The organism is Desulfuromusa kysingii, assembly GCF_900107645.1.
GTDB classification, from domain to species: Bacteria; Desulfobacterota; Desulfuromonadia; order Desulfuromonadales; family Geopsychrobacteraceae; genus Desulfuromusa; species Desulfuromusa kysingii.
This window is the reverse complement of record NZ_FNQN01000010.1, coordinates 52,310-79,035: the sequence shown is the minus strand read 5'-3', so window position 1 is coordinate 79,035 and position 26,726 is coordinate 52,310. Positions and strand designations below refer to the sequence as shown.

Annotated in this window: 24 protein-coding genes and 1 pseudogene; 4 read left to right on the top strand and 21 right to left on the bottom strand. The window is 46.7% G+C overall.

Annotated elements, in window-relative coordinates; all coding sequences use genetic code 11:
* Positions 1 to 31 precede the first annotated feature (31 nt).
* From BLU87_RS14705 to BLU87_RS14655, 10 genes are all read right to left on the bottom strand, one after another.
* Positions 32 to 910, bottom strand: a complete 879-nt coding sequence (locus BLU87_RS14705) for a sensor domain-containing diguanylate cyclase (RefSeq protein WP_092350177.1) — start codon at positions 908 to 910, stop codon at positions 32 to 34.
* Between the two features lie 2 nt (positions 911 to 912).
* Positions 913 to 1,431, bottom strand: coding sequence for a V4R domain-containing protein (locus BLU87_RS14700; RefSeq protein WP_092350314.1), 519 nt, complete (start codon positions 1,429 to 1,431; stop codon positions 913 to 915).
* A gap of 1,020 nt (positions 1,432 to 2,451) precedes the next feature.
* A complete protein-coding gene (locus BLU87_RS14690) occupies positions 2,452 to 3,087 on the bottom strand; it encodes a flavodoxin family protein (RefSeq protein WP_092350173.1) in 636 nt (211 codons plus the stop codon).
* Positions 3,088 to 3,116: 29 nt separating this feature from the next.
* Positions 3,117 to 3,278 carry a twin-arginine translocase TatA/TatE family subunit gene (gene tatA / locus BLU87_RS14685; RefSeq protein WP_092350171.1) on the bottom strand — a complete coding sequence of 54 codons (162 nt, stop codon included), beginning with the start codon at positions 3,276 to 3,278 and terminating at the stop codon, positions 3,117 to 3,119.
* A gap of 63 nt (positions 3,279 to 3,341) precedes the next feature.
* Positions 3,342 to 4,271: a SphA family protein gene (locus tag BLU87_RS14680; RefSeq protein ID WP_092350170.1), complete on the bottom strand. Its 930-nt coding sequence runs from the start codon at positions 4,269 to 4,271 to the stop codon at positions 3,342 to 3,344.
* A 113-nt stretch (positions 4,272 to 4,384) separates the two neighbouring features.
* Positions 4,385 to 4,594: a hypothetical protein gene (locus BLU87_RS14675; RefSeq protein WP_092350168.1), complete on the bottom strand. Its 210-nt coding sequence runs from the start codon at positions 4,592 to 4,594 to the stop codon at positions 4,385 to 4,387.
* The gene (locus BLU87_RS14670) at positions 4,591 to 5,754 is read right to left on the bottom strand and encodes an FMN-binding protein (protein WP_092350166.1); all 1,164 of its coding nucleotides are present in this window, start codon (positions 5,752 to 5,754) and stop codon (positions 4,591 to 4,593) included. The genes BLU87_RS14675 and BLU87_RS14670 overlap by 4 nt, the downstream gene beginning before the upstream one ends.
* Before the next feature lie 4 nt (positions 5,755 to 5,758).
* Positions 5,759 to 6,067 carry a hypothetical protein gene (locus BLU87_RS14665; protein ID WP_092350165.1) on the bottom strand — a complete coding sequence of 103 codons (309 nt, stop codon included), beginning with the start codon at positions 6,065 to 6,067 and terminating at the stop codon, positions 5,759 to 5,761.
* A 50-nt stretch (positions 6,068 to 6,117) separates the two neighbouring features.
* Positions 6,118 to 7,785: a 4Fe-4S dicluster domain-containing protein gene (locus tag BLU87_RS14660; protein WP_092350163.1), complete on the bottom strand. Its 1,668-nt coding sequence runs from the start codon at positions 7,783 to 7,785 to the stop codon at positions 6,118 to 6,120.
* Positions 7,786 to 7,819: 34 nt separating this feature from the next.
* Positions 7,820 to 8,755: a tetratricopeptide repeat protein gene (locus tag BLU87_RS14655; RefSeq protein ID WP_092350161.1), complete on the bottom strand. Its 936-nt coding sequence runs from the start codon at positions 8,753 to 8,755 to the stop codon at positions 7,820 to 7,822.
* A 214-nt stretch (positions 8,756 to 8,969) separates the two neighbouring features.
* Here BLU87_RS14655 and BLU87_RS14650 point away from each other — a divergent pair, with 214 nt between their 5' ends.
* Positions 8,970 to 10,601: a sigma-54 interaction domain-containing protein gene (locus BLU87_RS14650; RefSeq protein ID WP_092350159.1), complete on the top strand. Its 1,632-nt coding sequence runs from the start codon at positions 8,970 to 8,972 to the stop codon at positions 10,599 to 10,601.
* Between the two features lie 52 nt (positions 10,602 to 10,653).
* Here BLU87_RS14650 and BLU87_RS14645 read toward each other — a convergent pair whose 3' ends face one another.
* The 7 genes and pseudogenes from BLU87_RS14645 to BLU87_RS14620 form a co-directional block, all read right to left on the bottom strand.
* Entirely contained in the window at positions 10,654 to 11,964 is a 1,311-nt protein-coding gene (locus tag BLU87_RS14645; protein ID WP_175498414.1) for a metallophosphoesterase, read from the bottom strand.
* Between the two features lie 374 nt (positions 11,965 to 12,338).
* Positions 12,339 to 13,643 carry an amidohydrolase gene (locus BLU87_RS14640; protein ID WP_092350155.1) on the bottom strand — a complete coding sequence of 435 codons (1,305 nt, stop codon included), beginning with the start codon at positions 13,641 to 13,643 and terminating at the stop codon, positions 12,339 to 12,341.
* A gap of 4 nt (positions 13,644 to 13,647) precedes the next feature.
* Positions 13,648 to 14,883 carry a M20 family metallo-hydrolase gene (locus tag BLU87_RS14635; RefSeq protein WP_092350153.1) on the bottom strand — a complete coding sequence of 412 codons (1,236 nt, stop codon included), beginning with the start codon at positions 14,881 to 14,883 and terminating at the stop codon, positions 13,648 to 13,650.
* An 11-nt stretch (positions 14,884 to 14,894) separates the two neighbouring features.
* Positions 14,895 to 16,145, bottom strand: coding sequence for a C4-dicarboxylate transporter DcuC (gene dcuC, locus BLU87_RS14630; RefSeq protein ID WP_092350151.1), 1,251 nt, complete (start codon positions 16,143 to 16,145; stop codon positions 14,895 to 14,897).
* A gap of 109 nt (positions 16,146 to 16,254) precedes the next feature.
* On the bottom strand, positions 16,255 to 17,664 hold the full coding sequence (gene aspA / locus BLU87_RS17895) for an aspartate ammonia-lyase (RefSeq protein ID WP_342743682.1): 1,410 nt from the start codon (positions 17,662 to 17,664) through the stop codon (positions 16,255 to 16,257).
* 123 nt (positions 17,665 to 17,787) lie between these two features.
* Positions 17,788 to 18,462, bottom strand: a pseudogene (gene cuyB, locus BLU87_RS17890) (cysteate racemase); the annotation flags it as partial.
* 24 nt (positions 18,463 to 18,486) lie between these two features.
* On the bottom strand, positions 18,487 to 19,899 hold the full coding sequence (locus tag BLU87_RS14620; RefSeq protein WP_092350147.1) for an amidohydrolase family protein: 1,413 nt from the start codon (positions 19,897 to 19,899) through the stop codon (positions 18,487 to 18,489).
* A gap of 227 nt (positions 19,900 to 20,126) precedes the next feature.
* Between BLU87_RS14620 and BLU87_RS14615 the strand changes: the two genes are divergently transcribed.
* From BLU87_RS14615 to BLU87_RS14605, 3 genes are all read left to right on the top strand, one after another.
* Positions 20,127 to 21,020, top strand: coding sequence for a LysR family transcriptional regulator (locus tag BLU87_RS14615; RefSeq protein WP_092350145.1), 894 nt, complete (start codon positions 20,127 to 20,129; stop codon positions 21,018 to 21,020).
* A 215-nt stretch (positions 21,021 to 21,235) separates the two neighbouring features.
* Positions 21,236 to 21,979 (top strand): sulfite exporter TauE/SafE family protein, encoded by a 744-nt coding sequence (locus tag BLU87_RS14610; RefSeq protein ID WP_175498413.1) that lies wholly within the window; start codon positions 21,236 to 21,238, stop codon positions 21,977 to 21,979.
* 227 nt (positions 21,980 to 22,206) lie between these two features.
* Complete coding sequence (locus BLU87_RS14605) at positions 22,207 to 22,539, top strand: YegP family protein (protein WP_092350141.1); 333 nt, start codon at positions 22,207 to 22,209, stop codon at positions 22,537 to 22,539.
* A 154-nt stretch (positions 22,540 to 22,693) separates the two neighbouring features.
* Here the strand turns inward: BLU87_RS14605 and BLU87_RS14600 are convergent, their stop codons facing one another.
* The 4 genes from BLU87_RS14600 to BLU87_RS14585 form a co-directional block, all read right to left on the bottom strand.
* Positions 22,694 to 23,194: a tetratricopeptide repeat protein gene (locus BLU87_RS14600; RefSeq protein ID WP_092350139.1), complete on the bottom strand. Its 501-nt coding sequence runs from the start codon at positions 23,192 to 23,194 to the stop codon at positions 22,694 to 22,696.
* 411 nt (positions 23,195 to 23,605) lie between these two features.
* On the bottom strand, positions 23,606 to 25,111 hold the full coding sequence (gene nhaD, locus BLU87_RS14595; RefSeq protein ID WP_092350137.1) for a sodium:proton antiporter NhaD: 1,506 nt from the start codon (positions 25,109 to 25,111) through the stop codon (positions 23,606 to 23,608).
* A 464-nt stretch (positions 25,112 to 25,575) separates the two neighbouring features.
* Positions 25,576 to 25,788: a 4Fe-4S binding protein gene (locus tag BLU87_RS14590; protein ID WP_092350135.1), complete on the bottom strand. Its 213-nt coding sequence runs from the start codon at positions 25,786 to 25,788 to the stop codon at positions 25,576 to 25,578.
* An 89-nt stretch (positions 25,789 to 25,877) separates the two neighbouring features.
* The gene (locus BLU87_RS14585; RefSeq protein WP_092350133.1) at positions 25,878 to 26,657 is read right to left on the bottom strand and encodes an enoyl-CoA hydratase; all 780 of its coding nucleotides are present in this window, start codon (positions 26,655 to 26,657) and stop codon (positions 25,878 to 25,880) included.
* Between the last annotated feature and the right edge of the window lie 69 nt (positions 26,658 to 26,726).

Genomic DNA, 26,726 nt, shown 5'->3' with positions numbered 1-26,726 from the left:
AATCAGCTCACAGTCTAGATTATTGGCACCATCATGGCGTGCGAAAAACCTTATTTCTGCCTGAGGCCTTTGCCTTGTACATCGCCTCATCTGCCCGTTTTATCAGACTTTCTGCGGTGTCACCTGTTCGGTACTCACCGATACCAATACTCGCCGTCACGTACAAATGGCGGCCCTCATAGCTGATGTTTGTGTTTTCAAACTCTTGCCTGATCCGTTCTGCGACTAATATTGCCTCCCGGCCCACTGTTTCTGGCAGTACAAGTGAGAATTCTTCCCCGCCGATACGTCCGTAAAAATCGTAATTGCGTAATCCTGAGTTTGCAAAAATCTGTTTTATCGACCTTAAAACTTCATCTCCAGCAGCATGCCCTTGGTTATCGTTAACCAACTTAAAATCATCTAGATCGAGGACAATAAGCGAAAAGTTCCGATTATACCGCTGTGCGCGGTCAAGTTCGATAGTTAACAACTCCATAAAATAGCGGCGGTTATTCAACCCCGTGAGCGAATCAATCCGCGCCATCCGCTCTAATTTTTTCGTTGACTCCTCAAGCTGCTTCGCCATGCTGTTAAAAGCCTCGGAAAACTCTCCCATGAAGTCAACCCGCTGCGAAAAATCCCCCGAGGCCATCATTTTTGTCTGCCATGTCAGATGAGAAAGGGACGCCTGCAATGTCTTGATCGCCCCGGCTAGATAACCTTTCGTAGTGATTTTATAGCTAAGGTTCCCCGTGGCTATTGCCATAATCGCTCTACGAATATCCAGCAATGTCTCCTGTAACTCAACATACCCCTCCAGTTGCGTCAGTTCGTTGGGGAGATCTTGCGGGACAGTCCGACTGGTGAGCGAATATTGTAGATTTTTAATTGCCAGTTCTAACAGCTCTTTTTCCGATGTTTGTTTCATCTTTAATTGGTTACCGCCTTGGCACTGAAACGGCAGGTCCGGTCACCCGTACACCAGCAGTCAATCTCTTTAACGACAAACTTTGCCCCCGAAAAACATTCCAGAAGCGAAGCAATGAATCCTTCATCGTAACTACAAATTTCATAATCAAGCTCTGGCAGGCCGGAACAATCAAGATCTTCAGAGACAGTCAGAACCAGCTCTCCTTTATCCATATCAGCCTGTTCTACGCGAAGAATCCCAATCCCCAAATCCTTAAGAACGTCCTGCAATTGCCGCACAAAATCATTCAAATTTGTTGGTGGAGTTATCATATGCTGGTAAAACTCTTTGCCTGCCAAGGCACCAGCCTCATAAAATATCTTGTCCGTTTCTGCGGTTCCGACATGTTGTTCAATCACATCACGAAAAGCAAACTGGAGCAGGCGGTACACTTCGACGCGAGTGGTATTCCCCAGATTGGGGCGCCCTATTTCAAGATCCCCTAAAAGATCCCATGAAAATTTGTATTTACGATCAATTGACACTGTTTATAACCTTTCACCAACAATGAATAGTAACGATTTAACCCATTATTATAAGCCTAATCTAATAAGTTGCAAGGAAGAACGGAAGGTTTAAATTTTTTGAATTGAATTTAGTGACAGCTCCCCCACGAAAAAAACTCCTCCCACTGCTCGTGGTTTTGAGCTTTCGACATTCCCCCTGACTGTTTGCCATTATCTTGTACCGGTTCGGCGATTGTCGAAAGAGCAATTTTAATTCCATGCTCCTTGCCTCATCGGTACTGACCTTTGGTTGCAGCAACTTTAACCTGCTCATCTCCATTGTTCAAGGCGGCTCGCTGTGGTTGCAGTGATACCGAACCCAAAGCGGCAAATAATCGCTGCGCAGAGTAGCGTCGGCTGATCGCAATGCTTTGACAAACTGCTGGCGAGACGAAATCATGCGGTCGTACACAAATGTGAGTGCCAGAAGAGGGTACGAACAAAAAAATTAAATTCTTTCGATTGACAAATGGTGTTGAATTGGATTAGAAGTGAGAAACGAATTCAGTTCTCCCCTTTCGGGGGGAGATAAAAGCTCCTGATGGTCACCCCCCCTCCGACTTTCAGGAGCTTTTTTTATTCATTTTCTGATAAAATTTCCAGAACAGACGTGTCAATTATGAATCCATCAAGAATGCAACATCAATGGATGCATTCTTGTCAGAAATCGTGGTTTACGGCTGCCTTGCTTCCTCACAGATCCCTTTATTGAAGTTGATCTTTGCCTTGATCGGGCGAACTCTTGATTTATGAAAATTCCTCGGTTTCATAAACAACCATCACCAGCAGATGACAAAGGGTTGACATGTGGACGTAAGAGGTTTTGGGGAAAACACCATGCGTTTCAACCTCGTGACGCGTCCAGTCAAGACCTTACGGGGACGGATTAAAAAACGCCGGCCCCACAATGGGACCGGCGTTAAAATCAACCAACATGCAAATAGTTAAAAAAGATCGAGTGTTTCACCTCCGGGGTCATGACCTTAACTGATTTTATATTTTCAGCCGTGCCGCAATCTCCTGCCCGAGTTGTTGTCCCTGCTGCCAGATCTCAGTTTGTTCTTCAGCCTTGCAGAACTTATCGGCTGTCACTGCGGTATTATCGCCATAAATCCATGGTAAAGAACTCATCGGACAACTTTGCCCATGACCACAGGTCAAACATTCGGTATTTCCGCTCACTTTAAGCTGACCAAGGACTTCCATCCCTTCCATCGTCAGGGCTAATCCCAACTGATCACTGGCTTCATTCAGACCTGGGACCCCATTGCCGATCCCGGTCACAACGGTGACGGCCAATTTTCCCCGGTTATAGCCCTCCTGATGCCGAAGCGAAAACAGCCTCTCAAGGAAAGACTTGGTAAAAGCATCAAGAGAACCATAGGGTGGGTAGCCGCCCACCACAATCGCACCTGCCTGCCGTACCTTTGCGGCAATTTCGGGAAAATCGTCATTGACTTTACAGACATTGTCTTTGACACAGGCCATACATGCGGTACAGGGCTGAACTTTACACTCTGACAACTTTATAAATTCTGATTCAAGACCTGTGCTTGCCAAGATGGCTTGAACAAGGCGATCGGTATTTGAGTTTTTTATCGGACTACCCGAGATTCCAATAACCTGCATTGAGTCTGCTCCTTTTAAAAAATGAACGCTTATACCAGGGTTTCATCAGCTTCAACATCACGGACACCCGCTTTGAAATTTCGGAGGCTTTGCCCCATCGCTGAACCAACCTGCGGCAATTTGCCGACGCCAAAAACAATCATAACCAACACCAGAAGAATCAGCAGTTCTTGAGTCCCGAGTCCAAACATACATAGTCCCCTGAGCGATGAACGCAACGACCCGGAGATTTGTCCGGGTCGCTGCGGGCAAAACTAAAATGACTTGGTTAAAGTTAAAACGATTTGTGAGCCTTCGGAAGTGTTTTTGGCTTCGAATTCACGCAACACCCTCAAGTTAGCCTGCATCAGAGTAGGGAGGTGCATGATGTTCATTTCCAACCCCAAAGACATCGCTTCTTTACGTTCGCTCGCGACGGTTCCTGGGCCATCCTCACTGTCATCTTCCAGTTGCCAATAAGCACTGCCCGAGATCCCCGGTCTCACCAGAAACTTATCGTTGAGCTTAATCTCTTTGCCCAGACCATATTCAATCACAAATTCAGAGCCTGGGGTCACGCCGGTGTCGTCTTGTTCGGTATGCACCAAGGTTCTGGTCGCGGCACTGATTGAAAGGGAACGATGATCATCAAAAAAGTAGGTTCCACCCAAGGTCAACATGCCTGACCAGTAACCGAGACCAGGGCTGGCAGCCTCATCTACATCGTATTCACCCGTCGGTGCAATCACGGCAAGACCGAGCGCGGCGTCCCAGCGTTTGCCGTGCCATGCGAGCGCAAATGGCTCAAAAACAATATCTCCGACGGATAGTGATTTGCTGTCGCTGATATGGTAGTCGGCGATGTTGACATCTTTTGAAACCAGCGGGACCAGAACATTGTAGAGAAAATCAGCCCCAAAAATCTTGATATCGGTGACATGAATAAAACGATGTACGCTGACAAAAATATCGGCGTCAAAATCAAGACCGCTGTCATCACCATTATTGTCATTCATCTGAGTTGGATTGGTCCATGTGTTGTAAACCCGGTAATGGTAACCAGGGGGGGGCACCGATCCCGCCAGAACTCCTTCTGCTCCAAAGGGGTAGTGGGACCCCGAGGTTGCGGCAAATGCTGCAGTAAAAGGACTCAGTAAAAGAGTCAACAGGGCAAATGTGGCAGATAGTTTTACTGTGAAGTGCATAAGTATTTTCCTCCGTTAAAATTTATGCATGTTTTGATTTCGAACGAACATCCACCAATGGATGAGTTCGAGCGGCAAAAAATATATTTTTATCAATGTGATCGTCTTCGGACTTAGAACCTCATCTCTGCATGAGCGCCACTCTTTTTTAGCATGTGCTTGTAATCAATCTGTTTCGTGGCTGTGGCGGTTTCATCACCGTGAGCGACATAGGGAATGGAATTTTGCTTCTGATTTATTGAGTTGACCAATTTAGGGACAACCTCGTAGCTGGAGAGCATGACAATTGACAGGTAAATAATGGTCGTCATTAGTTTCTTCATTGAGATCCTCCATGTTTTGGTTCAGAGACCACTTCCCGCTTTAAAAGGGCATTTCTCGCGAAACTGAAATAATCAAATAGGACTGTGGCTGGACAGAAAAGTTTGCACCATGGACGCTTAAAAAGCAGTGAAGAGATCACCACTAGGATTGTCAAAGCATAGACGGTTCCTGAACCGATAAAGGTAAATGCCTTGCCAAAGGGCTCGTAAATAGAATCGGATGGAGCATGAAAATAGACCGCCGCCACCAACAGCATAAAAACCCAGCTTCTCGTTAACCAAACCATCCAGCGAGCACGAACCGGAGCTGAACATCCAGTGATTTTCCCCAGCCCTTCCTGCACGGCACCAAAAGGACAAATAACGGAACAATAAAGGTTTTTACGGGCGAACAGAAAGGGGATCAGGGCGAGAACAAGGCAAAACAACGGCGCATATGATGCCAACCCTTTGACCCAGTTGCCGCTGAGCAAAGTCACGACCGTCGACAGAGAAATCAACGCGCCGTAGGTAAATCCCAAGGTTAAAACAGAAAGCGTCATCAGGATAACTCGCGTTTTTTTTCGATCCCAAGGGAAGTGTTTGCTGGTCAAGTAGTAAGCGGCGACAAAAAACAAGAGGATGGTGATCAGCTTTGCTGTCTCCGGGGTGGCAGGAGCCGTTTCCATCTCGATTTTTGGCAGGTTGAACTTAGCGACTCCGATATTGTTTGCTGCCTGTTCGACCCCTCGGGTAATTGCAGACGACGAAATTGTCGCTCCACTGATCATGTCAACCTGTGGCATTGCGTCAATCGGTTGCTTGACGAATGCACGCAAAATTCCCAGTCCCACGACCTGATCCAAATAACTACTGGTGTCGGTACTCTGTAAAATGGCTACGTGCTCAATCGTCCCCTTATCATCAACCACAGTTGCAACCGTCAATGGCCCGCCATAACTCGGTTTATCATCAAGAGCAATATAGACCGGGACTTCTGAATCTAATTTGCGCCCTTGATAGAGCCTTTCTCCAATCGGTGTCACATCGGTAATGTCTTTGGAAACATTCTGAATCTGTTCCATGATCGCCGATTCAGTCCGGTGCTCTCCTCCGATCCAAGCCAGAGCGAGGATCAGAGGAATCATGACAGCGATCATAATGTTTATGACCCGTTTCATGGCGTTACTTCACAAGCTGTTTTTTAAAAATGAACAGCCGAGCCATGATGGCACCCACAATAATATGTGGCACCCCAAGGAAGCCGATAAAGAACAGGCCACCACGGGTTTCAAACTCGCCGGACAAGGTGGCACCACCGGCAATTGTCAGACAGAATGAAGCAAAACACCCGTACATCAGCACCATCTGCCACCAGCTGACCTTTTTATCGTAACGCTTCAACCACTCATAAGCACCGACGACAATTAGAACTTGCAGCATGCCAATGGCCATCCAAAACAGGTAATTCAATATTGTTGTTCCAGGAAACATAGAAACCTCCTAAATTTATATTTTTTCAGACATTGTTCAGATTTCAGCAACTACTCCATGCCATGGTATTCCCAGGTCTTATCAATCCCCTTAAAGACCTCTTCAGCACGCAGATACCATGGTGGATTGTGATAAGTCGCTTCGGTCCCACCCAACCAGTCCGACCTGAAATCCTGTGCTTCTGGATATTTGAAAAAGTTTTTCTGCATCGCGAGCAAGCCGCTGGAAACAAGCCCGGTCGGGTCACGCGGTTCAAGTTCACGAGAGATCGAATGAATCCAGGTATTTTTGCGGGTATAAGGACAGACACCCATACAGACACGGCAGCCGAGAGCATCAACGGTCTGGCCACTCGCCCACTGGTTGTAGCACTTCTCTTGATCGAGATACCAACGCTTGAAGCCGCGCACGACAGTCTCAGGTTTGTCCGTTGTGGGAATGGCACCGGATGGGCAAGTCTCGGCACAAATTTTACATTTGAGACAAAAGTCTGCCATTTTTACGTCAATGGGCTGATCGTATTCAAATTCGATATTAGTAACCACGGCTGCTGGTCGAACGTTACAACCAAGCTCAGGAACCATGACCATGCCGGAGCGACTATATTCTCCCAACCCGGTGGTCAACAGGAACGGTTCCATCATGATTTCATAGTGGTAACCAGGAAACTGGGCCCGGGCCGGATAACCAAGCTCATGGATAAACCGTTCGAGCAGCCCAGCAGTCACGCGAGAACGGAAATAGGCGTCATAGGAGGTGCAGTAGCCGATCGCAGCATAAGTCTGGTCCCAATACATAGGGACGCCAAAGATGATAATACTCTTCCAGTGTTCTGGAACCTTATTGCCCCAGTGGGCCCCTCCATCTTTCATTCCACGCATTTTGTTGGTGAACATGAAGCGTTCGTCAAACTTGCCGATACCAACGATCGAGGTGCCAAACAGATGCGCCATCCGCTTGATCAGTTTTGTCGCATGTTTGGGAGATTTAAACTCCATCGGCTTGTCGCGCTTGACATGACGAAAATCCCATTTTTCTGGAGGTTGTTCCTCACCAGTTTCCATATAAACATCATCTGGATCTTCTGGAATGGTGGAACCATGACGGTTGTACATGCCACCGTGAGCCAACGCCTCAGTATAAGCAGCCGGTAGGGTGTAGCGCAGATGTTTACCGTTTTTCCAATCTTCACGACTCTTCGCATACTTGCCTAGAGAGTCCATCATGATCTTGAAATCTTCAGGCTTTTTCCGATAGTAATCCCCGATGACCCCGGGCATTTTGTCTAATCCCAGACCTGGATTCCACTCACCTTTTTCAATCATGCCGATAATTCCTTTGATACGATCAAAGATAAAATCGGTCCGATCTGCACGGATAACTGTGCTCACAGGCTCCATCATGGCCGCCGTTTTGGTGCGGAAAGGCTCACGGTTGAAAAACATATCGCCGCCCTGGTAGGTGCGGCCATAACCGGTGTAAGCATCATCGGAACGGCCAATAGCAAAACCGGCCCCTCCAGCTCCAGCGACTGTTGCAGCGGCGGCCGCAGCGCTCCCCCATCTGAGGAAATTACGTCGGGAGATGCCGCCATCCTCCTCGTTCTCAGACGCTTTGACGTGCACCTCTTCCGCTGGCTCATCAAAATCCAGGTCCTTATTTTTGACCATGTTCTCTGGGTCAGTAATGATATCGAGTGCATCTTTTTCTTTCGCCATGGATCTGTCCTTTCTCTTCACCCCATTAAAAGGGCTAGTGGCAGTGATTAACTTCAGCTGTTTGTTGTGCTTCAAACTCTTTGATCACTGATAGCAAGGGTTCAAAACTTGGAGCACGGTCGAGCATGAAGTTTCTATAGCAGGTAAATTTTTGTGGTGATTGTCGATAAAGGGCCTGTAGACGACTGACAATCGTGTCGCGGGAATCCAGGTCAATATGGGCAATGTCAAGGTGGCAAAGAGCGGCCTCGTCGATTCTATCTAGTTCAATCAAAGCATCAGCTTTGGTACGCAATGACACCACAGAGGGGCCAAGATTCATCAGAGAACTGTCACATATTGAAATCGCCTCGGCGTTATGGCCGGCTTGATGAAGCGCCATAGCATAACCATTGACCGTTTCAAAGTGATTGGGATTTAGGGCGTAAGCTTGTTTGAAATACGTCAAGGATGCTGCAAAAGAGCGACTCCGCAGCAAAGTTTCTGCGGCCCAGTAATGAGCGCTGTGGTTATCCGGCTGGAGTGTTGCTGCGCGGACAAAGAGGGGCTGTGCCTTCTCGTATTGATCAGAATAAAGGTAACTGAGAGCAAGGTTAAAAACTGCGCCGAAAAAGTCCGGTTCAGCGAGCAGAACCCTTTCATATAAGCCGTTAGCCCGCTCGAAGGATCCTTGCTGTAAAGAGACGTTAGCAAGATTATAAACCGCGGAGATATCCATGGGATCGATCTTCAGCGCTTCAGTGAAGCAAAGATCGGCTTGCTCGATGTTCTCTTCACTCAACATCGCCAGACCTAACTCATTCCACAGCTTGGCTCTCTTACTGCAACAACATGGGTCTGGATCTTCAATTCGGTCAGAAAGAAAGCGCTTGAGATCCTGCTGACACTGGTTTGATTTTAAATCGATAATGGCTTGCTTTAATTCATCTTCATTCCATAAATGTTGAGCATCTTTAACCCCTGCAAGCATGAAGTCCTCCGTTCATCCTGTTTTGCCAATAAGCACAAAGAATTAATGTGTTCTGATATCGAGGGGTATAGCGATATCCATGCCAAAACAACTATCTGTTTAATTTCAAATAGTTATGATTTTACTTGGATTTTAAGATGAAGTAAGGTTACGCTATATGAAAGTTTTTATGCTTTGTGAAAAAAATTATGCTGAATGAGGGTGTGAGATCTCTATGGAAGATTTTGATTTTTATAAAGATTTGAATCTGTGTATTTCGAGCAATCTGAATCCGGGCAATGCCTGGTCTAAAACCTTTAAATTCCTCGCCAGTCAATTTCCTATCGATGCGATTTCACTGCACAGCTATGATTCCCAGCTAGCCTCCTTACATCTGCAATTTCTGGTTATGAGTGATTGCTATCTGGAACCAGATATTATCGTTCCACTGTATGATGACATCCCGGAAATTGAACAATCAGAAAAACAAGATACGGCTCAGAACTTCACCCACTGCTCAAAATGGCCGGTCGCTCAGAGACATTTGAATGCCCTCAAAGATTATCTTGGCAATGCAGACCGCGCCTATCTGGTCATGATGTTAAGAACAGAAGAGGGGGTTTTGGGCCACCTGTGCTTGATCGGCAAAACGGTCGATTGCTTCACTGCAGAGCACGAACATAAAATTATGTTGATGCAATCTCCCGTCAGCTTGGCGATGATGAACATGCAAAGGCATCGGCAAACACACGAGCTCAAGCATCGCCTCGACCTGCAAAGGTTACAACTCGCCGGAGAGGTCAAACTATTGAAGAACGTTTCGATCATAGGGAGACACAGCGGTCTGCGGAAAACAATGGAGATGGTCGAACAATTGGCGGGAAAAGAGGCTCCGACACTGATCCTTGGCGAAACGGGAACCGGCAAAGAATTAATCGCCGATGCCGTACAACGGATATCTCCCCGAACCGACAAGCCCTATGTCAAAATCAACTGTGGAGCCATTCCTGAAACCCTGATCGACAGTGAATTATTTGGTCATCAGAAAGGGGCCTTTACTGGCGCATTGACAACCAAGATTGGTCGCTTTGAGCAAGCCGATGGCGGCACGCTGTTTCTCGATGAAGTTGGGGAATTACCACCTAAAGCACAGGTCAGGCTCCTGCGAGTTTTGCAAAATGAAACCATTGAGCGGGTCGGAGGAGAAAAACCAATTAAGGTTGATGTCCGGATAATCGCGGCCACCAATCGACCGCTGGAGACCATGTTGCAACAGGGAACATTCAGAGAAGATCTCTATTATCGTCTCAATGTCTTCCCGATTCAGCTGCCGCCGCTCAGAGAGCGCGATGAGGATATTCCACTGCTCGTTCGTCACTTCATCAATCAATTTTCACAGCGATTGAAACTGTCTGATGAAATTCAACTCAACCCCAAATGTCGGGAACTATTACAAGCATATTCATGGCCAGGTAATGTCCGTGAGCTGAGAAATCTTGTCGAACGTGCCCTGACCATATCGCCTAAAGGGCCTTTGAATATCAGTCGTTATCTACCACAGGATTCCAGTTGGTATATCAGCAACAAAAACAACGAAGACTACATGAAAAGTTTAGTCCAAAAGGAGGTTCACAAAGTTTTAGAGGAGATGGACCTCAAGGCCTCAACGAGACAACCAGCACATGATCAAAGCCGGCACGCTCAATCTCTCGATTCGGTCATGGCCGAGCACATTTGCACCGTTGTCGAACAATGCCACGGAAAAATTAATGGCCCCGGTGGCGCCGCAGAGGTGCTGGAAATTAATCCGAACACGTTACGCAAACGGATGGAAAAGCTGAACATCCCTTATGGCTATAAAAGGTGAGGGCAGGATCGAACTGAGTAAACGTCTGGTGAAAGGCTCTGACCCGTTCAGATCAATTGAGATGAAACGAAAAATTATTGTTATCATACGCAGCCGTTGTTAGCAGATGCTCCAGGTAGAAACCATATCCGTATGCGAGGTACTGGTTTTTCCACAAGCGAAAGGCGGGCTCTCTCTTGAATTTACTTTGTTGTTCATGGAATTCATTCACAGCGAATGAAAATAAAACCCGAACCGCAAAATCCTCCATTTCAGCCCTATCATCACCGCTCAGATTCAAATTTTCCGTTGTCCCGGCTATCGACTTATTGGCCTGATCTAAAAAAGATTTTCTGGAGAAAGTCGAAAAGCTCAGGAGATCAGGGTTGTTTAAATGATGTGCCTTAGCATACCCAGAGACATCTAAATAACTGGCATGGTAACTCAAATCTTTTTCGGTTATGATATCGATTTCACCATAGATATTTGGATAATTCATCAACGTATTGCTGATGAGTTCATAGATAGTCCCTGTCGGCATTTGCTGTTTTTTCAATAGCTGCTTATGTCGATGACCGGACAAATACAGAGAGATATTATAGATTTCAAATAGTTCTAAGAGACGGTCATTATTATCAATGACAGCATACTTCTCTATGATTTCAGAGTATGGCTCGTTGTTGTTTATTTGGCTTGGCGTGACGCCATAGTGTGACATAGCGATGACCTGGATATGATTCTCTCTGGCATGTTCCAGCGAAGAAATCATCCATTCGAGTGTCTCACTGGAGAGATGCAGATGATCAATCTCAATGAAGGGATCCAATACCAGAATCCACAGCTCTGCAGAAACCGGGTAGATATAACTCAATGTCGTTGCATCAACGCTAACCGCATCAGCAAAGATCAAGTCAGCGTATTGCGCTTTGATTTCATCCTTAGTGGAATTCACCAGATCATGAGAACCAAAAGCCATAACCACATCGGTCCCCTGTTGTTTTAATACCGTTAATGACTCAATCAAGTCCGCATGATCTTCTTCATATCCTGCATGGGTGTTATCCCCACACAACAACAATGCATCGGGAGCTTTCTCTGCGACTGTTGAGAAGAAAGCATCGACAATCTCATGGTTGTAGAGCATCTGCCCCATAACCATCGTATGATTATCACCGATGTTCCGCTGGTAATGGAAATCGCTAGAGACCATCAAGGTATAAGGTTGATGAAATGGATGGGATTCAACTTTATCAATGTTGACCTTGCCAGAAGCGCGTTCAGTCACCAGTAGAGTCAGCACAGCAGAAAACAATGCAACCGCAACCACAGCAAGCCAGAGCAGATGCACTTTTTTAGCGGTTTTTATTTGGTTAATAACTTTCATATCGTCCATCTATCTTCAAATGAAGCATCTGCACCCTGACAGTACAGACTTTTCTATTTCCGAGAAAGACCATCAACAATCGGCTGCTGACAGCATAGTTTTTCTCTTAAGATTGGCAATATGACAGTATTGCAATGACTTGTCCACTCCTGGAGCTGTTATTCTGTGCAAATGAATGCAGATAAATTTAATCGAGCATTGACAGAATCCTGTAAGTCAAACGCTAAAACAGGTCAGAGTTGCTACAAAAAGAAGTTGAACAACTTAACCAATAATTATTGGTCAGCAAACCAAAAAGCCCCAGCCTGCTGATACCGGCTGAGGCTTATTCTATTCTGGACTACTGACCTATCTGGTCTATTCAAGTACGCTTCTTACGCCAGCAAATCAAGGACACAATTGACGATTAATTCAACGCCGGCGGCCAGACTTTTTTCGTCAAAATCAAAATAGAAATCGTGGTGCCCTGCGGCCAAATCGCTGCCGATCATGAAGTATGTTCCCTGGCCACCATGTTCCTGAACGACAGTCATCATATGTGAGTAGTCCTCACTGCCGCGCATTTCGGTATTTTCTATAATCTGCTCAGGATCAAAGAAATCGATTTGTTCGGCAACACGCTTCACCCGTGCCATCATTTCGGGGCTACTTTGACCGCTTTTGGTTTTGCCCATCAGCTTGATATCGAAGTCGACCCCATACATCTGCGCTGCCCCGGCAATAACCTGTTTAGCACTGGCGAACATGAAATCGTCAATCTCCGAAGTTTCACCGCGTGACTCCGCCTTGAGTAGAGCGTTGGGTGGAATAACATTCCTCCCCTGTCCAGCTTGCAAGGTGCCAACCGTCATCCGCGAAGCCCCTTGTCCGTGCCGGGGAATGGCGTGCAGGTTGAGAGCAGCACAGGATGCTGCCAGGAGAGCATTACGCCCTTTTTCTGGGGCTCCACCTGCATGCGCTGGAACGCCGGTGAAAGTGACATCAAACTTGGTCGTGGCGAGAAATTTGTCAGTACTGCAGATGAGCATCCCCGTTTTGGTTGCCTGAAACCCGATATGACCGCCAAGGATGTAGTCAGCACCTTCGAGTACTCCGGCATCGACCATCGGCCCAGCACCACGAACCCCTTCTTCACCCGGTTGGAAAACCAGCCTGATGGTCCCATTTAGCTGCTGTTTTAATTTATACAGGATCTCGGCAACGGCTAACCCGATCGAGACATGACCATCATGGCCGCAGGCATGCATCACCTTGGGGTTAATTGAGTTGAATCCTTCACGATAGGGCAGATGCTTCTCGTCCGTTGCTTCGCTGATGTCATTAGCGTCGATATCAAAACGGAGAACTAACAACGGTCCAGCGCCACATTTTAGCTCTCCGACAACGCCGGTCAAGCCGCCCGCCATCTGCTTTACTAAATCGGGATCAGCTCCCTGACTTATGGCTCTCTCCATATGAGCCTGTAGCTCTTCTTCAGTTGGCACCCCCATCATGCTTTCGCGACAAATGATCTGCTCGCCAAGCTTCACCTCGTAACCAATGTCGATGAGTGTTTTAGCAATAATCGAACTGGTCCGAAATTCGGTCCAGCCAGATTCAGGATGGCGGTGCAGATCGCGCCGGCGTGCAATGAGTTTGTCACCAAGCGCAGCGATCATTTGATTAACTTGAGTCTGCATTGAATCACTCCTGTGCGAGCTGAAGGGTTGCTTGCAGGAGAACTTCTGTTCCTGCATAGATATCTGCCATGTTACTGAGCTCGGCAATATTATGGCTGATACCGCCAACACTGGGGATAAAGATCATCCCAGTATCGGTCAAACGCGCCATATTCATGGCATCATGTCCTGCGCCGCTCGGCATTATCAAACTGGGCAATTGCAACTTATCAGCAGCATCCTTTAGGGTTTTGATGATCTTGTCAGAAAGAGCGACCGGTTCATCGTTACAGAGCTGTTGATAAGAAATTTTCAGCCCGCGCCGTTCAGCAATCGCATCCATCAGTTCGATAACCGCTTTCACCGCCTTATCCTTATCACCCATGTTGACATCACGAATGTCGATGCCTAGCTCAACCTTCCCAGGCACGACATTCATTGCTCCAGGGGTGACATAAAGATAACCAATGGTGCCGACAGTCTTCTCACCGGCTTCCTTACTGGCAATCCGTTCAACTCCAAGAATCAGCTCACTGGCACCGGTCAACGCATCCTTACGGATCGCCATTGGCGTGTTTCCTGAGTGGTCGGCCCGACCCTCGATACTCACCTTAAACCGAGTCGGCGCTGCGATCGAAGTGACGATACCGATCGGGAGGCCTTGCATCTCCAGAACCGGTCCCTGCTCGATATGCATTTCCATAAATGCATGAATCTGCCCCGGTTCAATCGTCACAGAAGCGATTTCATCAGCAGCATACCCGCACTCTTTAAGCGCCTGATAAAGAGACGTACCATTTTTGTCGACCAGTTTATTCAAAGTATCGAGATCGAACTTGCCAGCAAGGGCCTTACTCCCCATCGTCGCCATACCAAATCGACTCGACTCTTCGGCAGAAAAGTTAATGACTTCGATCGGCCGTTTGGTTTCCAGATTATTATCATTGAGGGTACGGATAACTTCCAACCCGGCCAGAACTCCAACCGCTCCATCATAATTGCCACCTTCGGGAACGGTATCCAAATGCGAGCCCATTACCACCGCCGGCAGAGCGCTGAGCCCTTTGCGGCGACCGCTGATGTTGCCAAAAGCATCAATACGGACTTCCAGGCCGGCATCCTCCATCTTTTTCTGTAACCATCCCCGTGCCGCCACATCCTCTCGGGAAAATGCGAGCCGGGTGAACCCACCATTTTCCAACGGCCCGAATTTACTCAGCTCAGTAAAATCGTTTTCCAATCGTTGTTGTTGACACTTCATATCCGGTCTCCCTACATAATGAAAAAGGTGACGACCACAGCAATACACATCCCCAGAGCATTACGTTTGGCAAGCTCCATCGGATTGACTTTAGCAATCGAAGCACACACGATAGCAGCACCCGCCAGTGGTGACATAGTCCGCCCCAAAGCTCCGGCTAGTGCAGCAATACTCCCCATATTAGCCACTTCCATCCCGAACTGGGCAGCATGCGGAGTGACCGCTTCGTTAAAAGCAAAGGCGGCAGCATCACCGGAACCGCAAATCAGGCCAAGGATAAAGGGACCGAAAGTGCCACCCAATTTAGCAATACTTGGAGTGTTGGTTAACAGGTCAATAAATGCGCTGACCAAGCCGAGGGACTGCATCCCACCGACAAAAACAGCCGCAGCGATGATGATACCCATAATGCTACCGTAGGCGGAACCCATACCTTCAAAAAATTTCAACGTCACTTTAGTTGGCGAAGTCCGCGTCAGAGCCAGACCGAGCAAGCAACCAATAATCATCGCTTGGGCAACTCCCATCTTCAATGCCGGAACCAGACCACTAGCACCGAGAACGAGTATCGTGACAGGAACTAAAGGGACAATGGCGAACAACGGATTGGCTTTGTCTATAGTATTGTCTAACTCACCCTCTTCCGGAACATAGCCCTTATGTTCTTTCAGATAAATGGCGACAGCGGTCAAGCAAAGAGCCCCGATAACACCAGAGATGATATCCGCTTTCGCATGGGTATTGATAACACTCATCACATCAACGTCAGCGAGCTTGGCAATAAAGGGGTTATGTGACAACCCCGGATTCAACATGCTCCCGAACGTCCCGGCAAAAACAGCGGTGGCGGCAATTGCGGGATGCACACCGGTAGAAATCAGCAGAGGGATAAAGATCGCGCCCACCGCCGCTGCGCATCCGGCGGCGCTCGGAAGCGCCATATTGATGGCAAAGGTTGCCAGAGTCGCACCAGGAATAAGAACCATGCGAACCTTTGATAGGCCCTTAGCAACTAAATGAATCAGGTGCTGGTCACATTTGGTCGCATTCATGACAAAGGCAAAACCCATGACCGAACAAATTGCCTGAATCAGACTGCCAGTCGTCATCCGTTTAGCAAAGGCATCAAGGACAGACAGTGGCTCTAAAGCGATCCCTGCCATCAGAAAACCAGCAGCGATCAATACCATACGGGTGTCATACTGTTTTACCAGCAAATAGATGGTTGCTAAGATGATTATAATGCCGAGGACAATGTTCATAATTTGATTCCTTTACCTAAAAAGAGTTATCAAGGTGCGATTCATTTTGCAGGCAACAAATTTTTGTGAACTCTAGATTCACAATTTGACTCGTTTAAAACGACCGTTCTCAGGCCCTGATAAAATGTGGATGCATCATGTTTTCTGCTGAGAGAATCTCATCCAGCTTCTCTTTAGAGAGAAGATGCTTCTCCAAGATCAACTCATAGACAGAACGACCATTTTCCAACGCTTCTTTTGCCACGGCAGACGCATTTTCATAGCCAATACAAGGATTCAATGCCGTGACAATTCCAATGCTGCGACTCACCAACTCTTGACAATGTTCCCGATTAGCGGTGATGCCAACGATGCATTTTTCGGACAGAGTCAGACACGCCCGATTCAGGAGTAAAATTGATTGAAATAAGTTATAAGCAATCACTGGCTCCATAACGTTCAGCTGAAGTTGTCCATTTTCTGAAGCCATAGCAATGGTCAGATCAGCCCCGGCGACCTGGTAGGCGATTTGATTCACGACTTCTGGAATAACCGGGTTTACCTTCCCCGGCATAATCGATGAGCCTGGTTGCATTTTAGGCAAGTTAATTTCGTTAAACCCGGCTCGTGGACCAGAAGAGAGCAAACGAAGATCGTTACAAATTTTTGATAGCTTGATGGCAAATCGTTTCAAGGTCCCAGAAACTTGTATATAGTCACCGGTATCCCAAGTCGCGGCCACGAGGTCGGCTGAAGATTTCAAAGGAATCCCGGTCAAGGTCCGTAAACATTCGGTCACCTTTTTGGTATAATCCGGTGGTGAATTCAGCCCAGTGCCGATAGCAGTCGCACCGAGATTGATTTCATGGATCAGTTTCTGAGCTTCAACAACCTGATTGATATCGGCACCGGTCGTCGTCGCATAAGCCGCAAATTCCTGTCCCAGAGTCATTGGCACTGCGTCCTGTAACTGGGTACGCCCCATTTTCAATACATCCGCGAATTCGGTCCCTTTTTGGGCAAAGCTCTGCTGCAATACCCGCATGCTGTCGAGCAATTTTTTTAATTCAAGATGCAGAGCAATTCGAAAGGCGGTTGGATAAACATCATTAGTCGATTGCGAACAGTTAACATCATTGTTTGGATGGCAATGGCGGTAATCACCTTTTTCTTCCCCAAGAATCTCCAAAGCCAGATTAGCGATCACCTCATTGGCGTTCATGTTGGTGGAGGTTCCAGCTCCGCCTTGAAAAACATCGACGACAAATTGGTCATGATGCTGTCCGTCGATCAGCTGATCACAGGCTTCGGAAATTGCTTTGGCCGTTTTGGTATTCAATAAACCCAGTTCAAGATTGGTTAATGCCGCCGCTTTTTTCACGTAGGCAAGAGCAATAATCATTGATGGTGTTGATGAAATAGGAATTCCCGTCATGGCAAAATTTTCCTTTGCGCGTAAGGTCTGAACACCGTAATAACAGTTATTTGACACTTTGCGTTCACCAAGTAGGTCATGTTCTAATCGGTACTCTTTAGTCATGGTACTCACTCCTGATTCAATGGTTGGTCGTTTGTTAATGTCCTGAATTGTGGACAGAAAACTGATTTTGTTAACTGCGGTATCTCCGTCTGCAGATATTTTCAGTCCTTGAGCATAAGCAACTGTTGCAGCTGCCAAAACATCCAATGTATCGACAAAAGGAACTTCTAAATCTTTATCGTTGATGGCCAGTGGAATTTCGGTGCAGCCACCGATAATCAGTTGAGCTCCTTTCGCTATCAAGCTCTGTGCTACCTCTTTTAGGAGCTTCGCCCCATAATCAAGGCGGCCAGCCTTAACTCCGTTGTAGATTCCATCCATCAATTTTTGCTGGTCGATATCTGTAGGAACGAGCAGCTCCATATCCGTTGTTAAAAAACGATCATGGTAAACTTTGGCAGCCAGTGTTCCACTCGTAGCTAAAAGCCCAACGCGGCCTGTTTTGGATAACATGGCCTGACAGACTCGAACCGTTTCATCAATCATGTTGACAAAAGGGAGGTTGACGTCACGAAGAACAGCATCAATAAAAAAATGTGCGGTATTGCAGGGCAGGATCAAAACGTCTGCACCTGCGTTTTTAAGCCGTAGTGCCATGGTTTCGAGAGCTTGTACCGGTGAGGCGCCGTTATGCAGAATCGCCTCCGTTCGATCTGGAACGCTTGGATCTGCATCAATGATGACATGCAGGTGCTGTTGATCCGTTGTCGCCACGGTATGTCTGATGATTTTCTGGTAGAGAGAGGCCGTTGCCTCTGGACCCATTCCACCGAGAATGCCGACTGTTTTAGTTTTCATAACGACTCACAAATTCTTTAGAGGTTAGTCTCTTTTACAAAAGGGGCGCGAATTCAGATCAATCACCAATGGGGTCAGACCTTTGCTACGGACATGAGCTTCCCCTTCTGTTGTCGTAATGAATCGGGTTCCGTGGCCACAGACAAAACCTTTAAACATCACCATATTTCCGTTGGCCATGCTCATAACGGGTTTCTGGGTTTCAAGATTCAGCACGGTGATATCAGCGTCCGCTCCAATACCCAGATGACCTTTGTTATCCAGACCGAGCATTTTTGCCGGGTTGTGGCTGGTCTTAATCACAAACTCTGACATCGATAAGGCCCCAAGTCGGACTAAAGCTAAGCCAGATTCAACGATGACATTGCGTGGGATACCACCACCATCCGTACTGATAGAGCCCACGACAAACTTGCCATCTGCCTGCTTGACCGTTGCTAAATTAATTCTCGGTTCAGGAAGGTTGACCCTGAAACTGATCGTTGTGTCTGTATCGTGAGCCTTCCAATAGGCCAGAGCGCTTTCTCCCTCAGCAAGAATGATTTCCCCCCCCGATTCCACATTCACCTGTCCCCATCCCGACACGATCGCGTCTTCCAGACCTTTTTCGGTTGGAGCAAAACCTTGACGCTCTAAGCACGTAACCGTGACTTGGCTGAGGGGAACTCCATTCTTGCATTCGCCACTGGTGCCATTAAATGGTGAAAGATATGATTCCGAGACGATATTAGGGTGGGCTTCCAGTGCAGAAATGGCTTCTTCCGTTTCCTGTCTATAAGGACGGACAGACCCTCGACAATAAGAATTTATGTGGGCGATGTGGAGGGGATAGCCGTGTGCCAGCTCAATCGCCTCATGAAAGCCCTCGATATTAGATCCCGTTGCAAGAGTCCCGGCATGAAACGCTACATAGGCACCATGGTGATAACAGACCTCAATTCCTCTGGCAGTGGCTTCAGGGGTCAAGGGGTAATGACCACCGAGCAGCTTAAAGCCGATGGCTCCTTTACGGAGAGTGTCGGTCAGGAGCTGACGAAACTCATCGCTCCCGGGATTGCTGTTGGCAACCGTATGTTCTGGACGAACATATTGTACGCTCGCTAGAGACAAGCCGGTGCCGTGCTTTTGGGCGATATCCAACACACTATCGATAGGTCCCGACATATCAAGGGCCGTTGTGACTCCGGCTCGCGCTAACATTTTATGGGCAAACTGTCCACCCAACCATGCTGAAGCGTGGATATGCGGATCAATGATGCCGGGAACTACATATTGCCCCGAAAGATCAAAGGATTCATCGGCTAAAGTGGGATCTATCTCTGGGGCTATGGCAGCAATCTGACCGTCCACAATAGCGATATCAAAACGACCGTTGCGATGATTAACCGGATCGACAACGAAACCGTTTTTAAAAATTATTTTGTATCGTTTCAGCATAATGATTATTCCTCTTATAATTAAATTTTCATGATTCTCCGCAACGCCAAAACCGTTCTTGACTACCAATATGACGCACCCGAATCTATCTACCAGCGACAAAGAAATGCTGCCGTATTTTGTTTGTTATCTGCAGATGCCGTTACTCTATCTCTTGCTTACGTCATAATAAAATATTATGATTTTATCCCAGTGATCACTAATTGTTATCGTCAGGAGTGTGCCGCATGAATTCAAGACAGTTACAGGTTTTTGTCGCAGTCGCCGAAGTGGGCAATTTTACAAAGGCGGCAAGGTCGCTAAACATTGTTCAACCTGCGGTGAGCAATACGATCAAAAAACTTGAAGAAGAGTTGCAAATGTCGCTTTTTATGCGCAAAGACAAGTCAGTATCACTCACGACCGAGGGGAAGGTCTTACTCAAAAACGCTCGGATCATTCTGGGACAATTCAAAAAAGCAGAATTAGAAATGGTCGAATTGCGTCAAATGGAAAGGGGAGAAGTTCGGCTGGGGGTCACGAATACCCTTGGTATGTATTACTTCCCTAAAGTTATTGAGGCTTTTAAGCAACGACATCCCAACCTCAATTTTTCTGTACAGGTGTTTGGAATGCGCAAAATCGAACAATTGATAGAAGAAGATCAACTGGATATGGGGGTTGTTATGCTGGAGAATATGCCAAACAACATGACTGGACGCCATTTCCTCACCGATGAAATCGTCGCTTGTGCCTCCGTTTTACACCCACTGGCACAGCATGAAACGATCACATACAAAAAATTCATCCGCGAACCATTATTGGTCTTTACGGGGGGAGCCGTTCAGAGGGAGTTAATTGAAAAAACCTGTAAAGCCGAAAATATTGATTCTAATGTTATTTTTGAAACAAATTTAATCCCATTAATCAAAAATCTTGTCAGTGCTGGCCATGGAGTTACCAGTTTTTTACGGCCAGTCATTGAGGGAGATCCGAGGTTTAAAGGCATTTCTTTTAACCCGCCAATTATTTTTGATTTTGCCATAGCCTGGAAAAAGAGTTGTCATCTTTCAATGGCGAATCAAGCCTTTGTCGATTTTCTCATCGATTATGAAAAGCAGAAGAAAAATACGAATCAATAGAATTAGTGTCAGCATATTTAACTGACCAGATAAAATCTGTTCAGATTTGACCTTGATCTGCCGCCCGGTAAAAATGGTATAGGCGGCCTCATTTCCCCCATCAATTCTAAAACCTATAAATGCGACAGCATTCTTTACCTTGGTAGGATTCTGGAGTAAATTGATTCTGGCTTGTTTGCTGTGGATATAACCTCTATCTGTTCCTGAGTGTTTTCTTGGACATTTTCTTCGACCCCTCAATATTGGCGACCCTTGCCGTACTTGCCTTCTCTACCACGATACGATCCGTGTTCGGCTTTGGTGACGCTTTGATCGCCATGCCGCTGCTGGCAATGATCCTTGGTCTCAAGACGGCAACTCCTCTCGTGGCCTTAATCGCCTTTACTATCGCCACCATCATCCTACTTAGTACCTGGAGGAGTCTGAAAGTCAGATCAGCTTTTCGACTCATTATCTCAACGATGGTGGGGATACCACTGGGCATTGTCCTCTTAAAAGGGGTGGATGAGAGGATTATGCAATTTCTGCTGGCCTGCGTGCTCCTGCTGTTTTCAGGTTTTAACCTCTCCAACCTTGTCGTGCCTAAGTTAAAAAGCGAAAAAAGTTCCTATCTTTTCGGCTTTGTCGCTGGGCTCCTTGGTGGGGCCTATAATACCAATGGACCTCCGGTCGTCCTCTTTGCCTCCATGAGGGATTGGCCTCCTGCCGAGTTTCGCGCTACCCTCCAAGGATACTTCTTCGTCACAGGATTCATGCTGCTAAGCGCCCACGCTCTAGGTGGCCTTTGGAATCAGCGAGTCTTTACCCTCTACGGGTTATCACTGCCGGTCGTCATCATCTCTATTTGGCTCGGATCGAAGCTTCACAAAAAGGTTTCTCCTGAGAAATTCCGTAAGGCAATCCATATCCTCTTAGTTCTCATAGCTGCTATGCTGTTGTTCAAAGCGCTTTCAGGATAATCAGTAGCAAAAAAAGCCAACCGTTACACCGCCAATCATGATGTAACCGAAAAGATTGGGCAAATGACAGATGGAGCCATGACTGATCTCCCTTCAAAACGGAGCATCTCTCAGCCAACAAAAAATCTTTTCCTGTTTGACATTTTCACCGTTTTGACGATAATTGACCATATTGGTCATATATTACAGAAATACGAATTGATTTATAAATCATGAGGAGAAAAGTTATGGCAGGCAAATTTGAACTCAAAACAGCTAAAGACGGGCAAATAATGTTCAACCTTAAGGCGGCAAACGGTCAGGTGATCCTCACCAGTGAACGCTATAAGCAAAAAAGCAGTGCGGAAAAAGGGATTGAATCTGTCCGCAAGAACGCCAACCGTGATGGCGCTTTTGAGGTGAGAGAGAATTCCAAGGGAGAACCCTATTTCATCCTAAAAGCTACAAACGGCCAGGAGATAGGGCGCAGTGAATACTACTCTGCAAAAGCAGCGATGGAAAACGGGATTGAATCGGTAAAAAAGAATGCTGCAGATGCAAAAGTTGATGACGCAACCTGAGAGATGACCGAGGAGTCCTCTTCTGAAAGGGCTCCTCTTTCTCCCCAGTGCTGATCCCTTTTTGGTAGCCCTCTTCATGGATGCAGCACATCGCCATCAGTCCATGCTGTGTTTTGCGTAAGACCTGAAACCTTAACACTGCTTCAACGTAACGTTACCGGCTTTCGATTTCGTTCAGCTTGATACGAGCCAGTTCATTATCAGGATCCTCTTTGATGGCCAGAACCAGCTCATCAATCGCTTTATCTCTCATCCCCTTGCGGTAATACTCCATGGCCTGATGATAATGAGAACTGGTCATCTCTTTTTCCCGATTTCTGGCGGTAATATATTTATCATGGGCTTCAGTGTTGGCAGGATCAATTTTAATCGCCACCTGATAAAAGAAAATCGCATCGTCAATTTCATCCTTATTGAAGTAGGTATCGCCAACCTTCATGGCGTCCATTGAGTCTTCAATGTTCCATTCTTTCATCCGATCCCGTTCCCGTTGCTGCAGTTCAAAATCAAAATCCTTCATTTTATTGACTTCATCGGCAACACCGGTTCGATCGTGTTTGAAGATGATATTGGTGTCCTCACCGCTAACCGGCCCAGCAATCAGAAAAAGGGCCAATAGGCTGATAATGATCAAATTTGTTTTTTTTATGTTCATTCGTCTCTCCACTATTTTAAGCCAAGGTCAATAACCATCCAGCTGTTGAGGTCAGCACTGTATACCTCCTCAAAATTTTCCCATACTTCATAGAGTTGAGTCTACATTTTTGCGGTCAATCAACGACCAAACGGTTGTCCAGGAAAGACAATCTGCAGAAATAACTGTTGAATCAGAATTGAGTCCAGAAGTTCTTTTACGCTAGTAAATTTATTTGCTCAAGCATCATGCATCAATACTTGTTATCTCCTCCTGCAGTCACCCCCGATCACTTTAGGCATACAACGTTTACCTCAATCACTTACACGCAGACCCAGTTGAAATCGAAGCGGAAGGAGATAACTATAAACTAAAAATGCCCCCTGAAGACAGAGGGCATTTTTAGTTTGCTACTTAAATGTTAAGACAGAATCAGAAATGGCTCGCATTGATATAAATATGAGCGATAATACTTGCTGCATAGCCAAGAGCGATAGCCCAGGTCCATTTGAGGTGAGATCCAAAGGTATAGATTCCACGAGCAGAGCCCATCAGAGCAACGCCTGCGGCAGAGCCAATTGATAACAAGCTGCCACCGACACCGGCAGTGAGGGTGACCAACAACCACTGCCCGTGTGACATATCTGGATTCATGGTTAAAACAGCAAACATAACCGGGATATTGTCAACGATCGCAGAAAGCGCACCAACCAGAACGTTTGCACTGGTAGCTCCCAAACCTTCATACATCGCGTGTGATGCCATAGCTAAATAACCAAATTGCCCGAGTCCGCCAACACAGAGGATGACTCCATAGAAAAACAACAGCGTATCCCACTCGGCACGGGCTATCTTACGGAAGAGATCGAAACCAATCACACTACCATGGCCGTTGGATACTGGTGCTTTGTGATCATCGGGGTTGTGACCGATCATATCAAGAGGGTGGTCACCTGTACCACGACGATGCTCCTGACCTTTCAACCAGTAACCAAAGAAGCCCAGGTAACCGAGGCCAAGCATCATCCCAGCTGCGGGTGGCAGATGGAGAAAGTTATGAAATGAGACTGCGGTGGTGATGGTGCAAAGAAACAAGAAGATCACCCGTTTGCCACCAAGCTTCATTTTAATATTTTCATCCAAAGCCTCTGGTCGCTCTTTACTCACAGTCATACTCATGATCGCTGCCGGGATTAACCAGTTGATAAGGGACGGGATAAAAATCGCGAAGAATTCGGCAAAGTCAACCATCCCCTTTTGCCAGACCATCAAAGTTGTAATATCGCCAAAAGGGGAGAAGGCACCACCGGCATTGGCTGCGACAACAATATTGATACAAGCAACGACCATAAACTTTTTGTTGGTACCACCAACAGCCATTGCGACTGCACCCATGAGTAAGGCGGTGGTCAGGTTATCTGCCAGGGGGGAGATCAGGAAAGCCAAAAGACCGGTGACCCAGAACACTGCTCGTAAAGTGAATCCGCGACCGACCAACCATGAACGTAGGGATTGAAAGACGTTACGTTCATCCATGGCATTGATATAGGTCATTGCTGCCAGGAGAAACAGAAATAACTCTGCATATTCAATCAGGTTATGTTTGATGGCATCGTGGGCGGTATGGGTATCTCCGATACCAATATAAGCAAGTGCAACAAGAACCCAGATAATTCCCGCTGCCAGCATGACTGGCTTGCTTTTACGTAAGTGGAGTTGTTCCTCAAAAATAACCAGAGAATACGCAGCGACAAAAAGTATTAATGCAAATATGCCGTAAAAGGTCCCGGTCATATTTTGTGGTTCGCTGCTTGCAGCTGCAGAAGCAAAGGCGGATGTCACAGGAGCGCTCAGGATAAAGATGCTGAGAAGGAGATACTTGATCCAGGGATAGCTCTGCAGTTTGTAGCTAAGAAACGTTCTCTTCTGGGAATTCATTGCATCAGACTCCAATATAAGGTTTGATTGCTCTCGGGTTAATTTACGGGAAATCTCACATTAAAGGTGAAAACCTCGCATATGTAGCATGAGCGTGACCTCATGGTCAACCGCTTCGATCATTAAAACGCTGTTTTTTTCAAGCAAATAAATTCCCCTTAAAAGCGGATTGAATACTCAATTTAAAAGTGAGCGGTAACAAAGGATTAGGCCCCTGTTAGATCCAGAACATATCAGAGAAAGGCCAGTGATTCACTAAACTATTAATCATAATTCCGATCAAGCATACGTGAGTATATAATCTCTGAAATTTTTATCCAGATGAATTTTAACCATCGCCTCTTGAGGAGCAAGAAAAGCAACAAAAAGTGCTTAAAAAATAGCAGGTTGGTCAGTAGCATAAATCTAAAAATTTTGTGGGAAGCAAGTGCAAAGTAACAACACTTTGATTATAGCGAGCGACTTTATTGCTTTTGTTGGGGCAGGAAAACCAGCGCCAGATGCGGACAAACGGAAATACAATTGCCACAGATGTGACATTTTTGCTTATTGACGATCGCCCGTTTACAGCAGAAACCATTGGCGTGTTCGGCTTCCAGCGTCAGCGCAGATAGTGGGCAGCTGGCCACACAGGCGCCACAACCAGTGCATTTATTCAGGATAACTACAGCCGCCATACACTCACCGGGTCAAAACAATAATTTCTGTCATTATCATAATAATCGATATCAAAAGGCTCTGCCATCAAACAGTAAACACGCATTCATCAGGAAAAGCGTGAAAAGTCGGCTGGCCTTTTTTCTGTAAAAGCCTTAATCGCTTCTTGTGCCTCAGGTTTAGCAAGCTGCTGGAGGAATAATGCTCCTTCTTTACTCATCACCTCGGCCACTTGCTGAGCTTGACTTTCTCGCAGTAAGGATTTGGTCAGGCGAACCGAGGCAGGGGGTTGTTTCGCCAGTCGCAGGGCCTTATCCATAACATGTTGCCGCAATTTATCTTTGGGAAAAACTTGATTGACCAATCCAAGCAACTCAGCCTTTTCAGCATTGATGCATTCCCCCAGCAGCAATATCTCAGATGCACGTAAAAAACCCACTAGCTTTGGCAGCAGATAACTTGAAGCCGCCTCGGGGCAAAGGCCAAGGGGGACAAAGGGGAGTTGAAAGTTGGCGGTTTGATCAGCATAAACCAGATCACAGTGAAGGAGCATGGTGGTACCGATACCCACGGCAGCACCACTGACCATGGCAATAATCGGCTTATTGGCCTGACTGATCGCGCGGAGAAAGTGGAAAACTGGGCTCTCTTCCCCTTGCGGGGGATGCGTGGCAAAATCATTTAAATCATTACCGCTGGTAAAGCACCCCTCTGCTCCGCACAACAGAATGACCCGGATTGCAGTATTCATCTCCGCCTCGTCCAAAGCTGTTGTCAGGGCAGTATACATAGCCAATGTCAGGGCATTCTTCTTTTCCGGTCTGTGAATGGTAATTTGTAAAATTCCCCGATCTATTTTGGTTCTCACTAACTCGGTTCTATTTTTCATATTTTAGTCCTTGTAGTCACAGAGATTCTGAACAGCAGACCAGCCGCATCTGGAGCAAATCAACAGCGG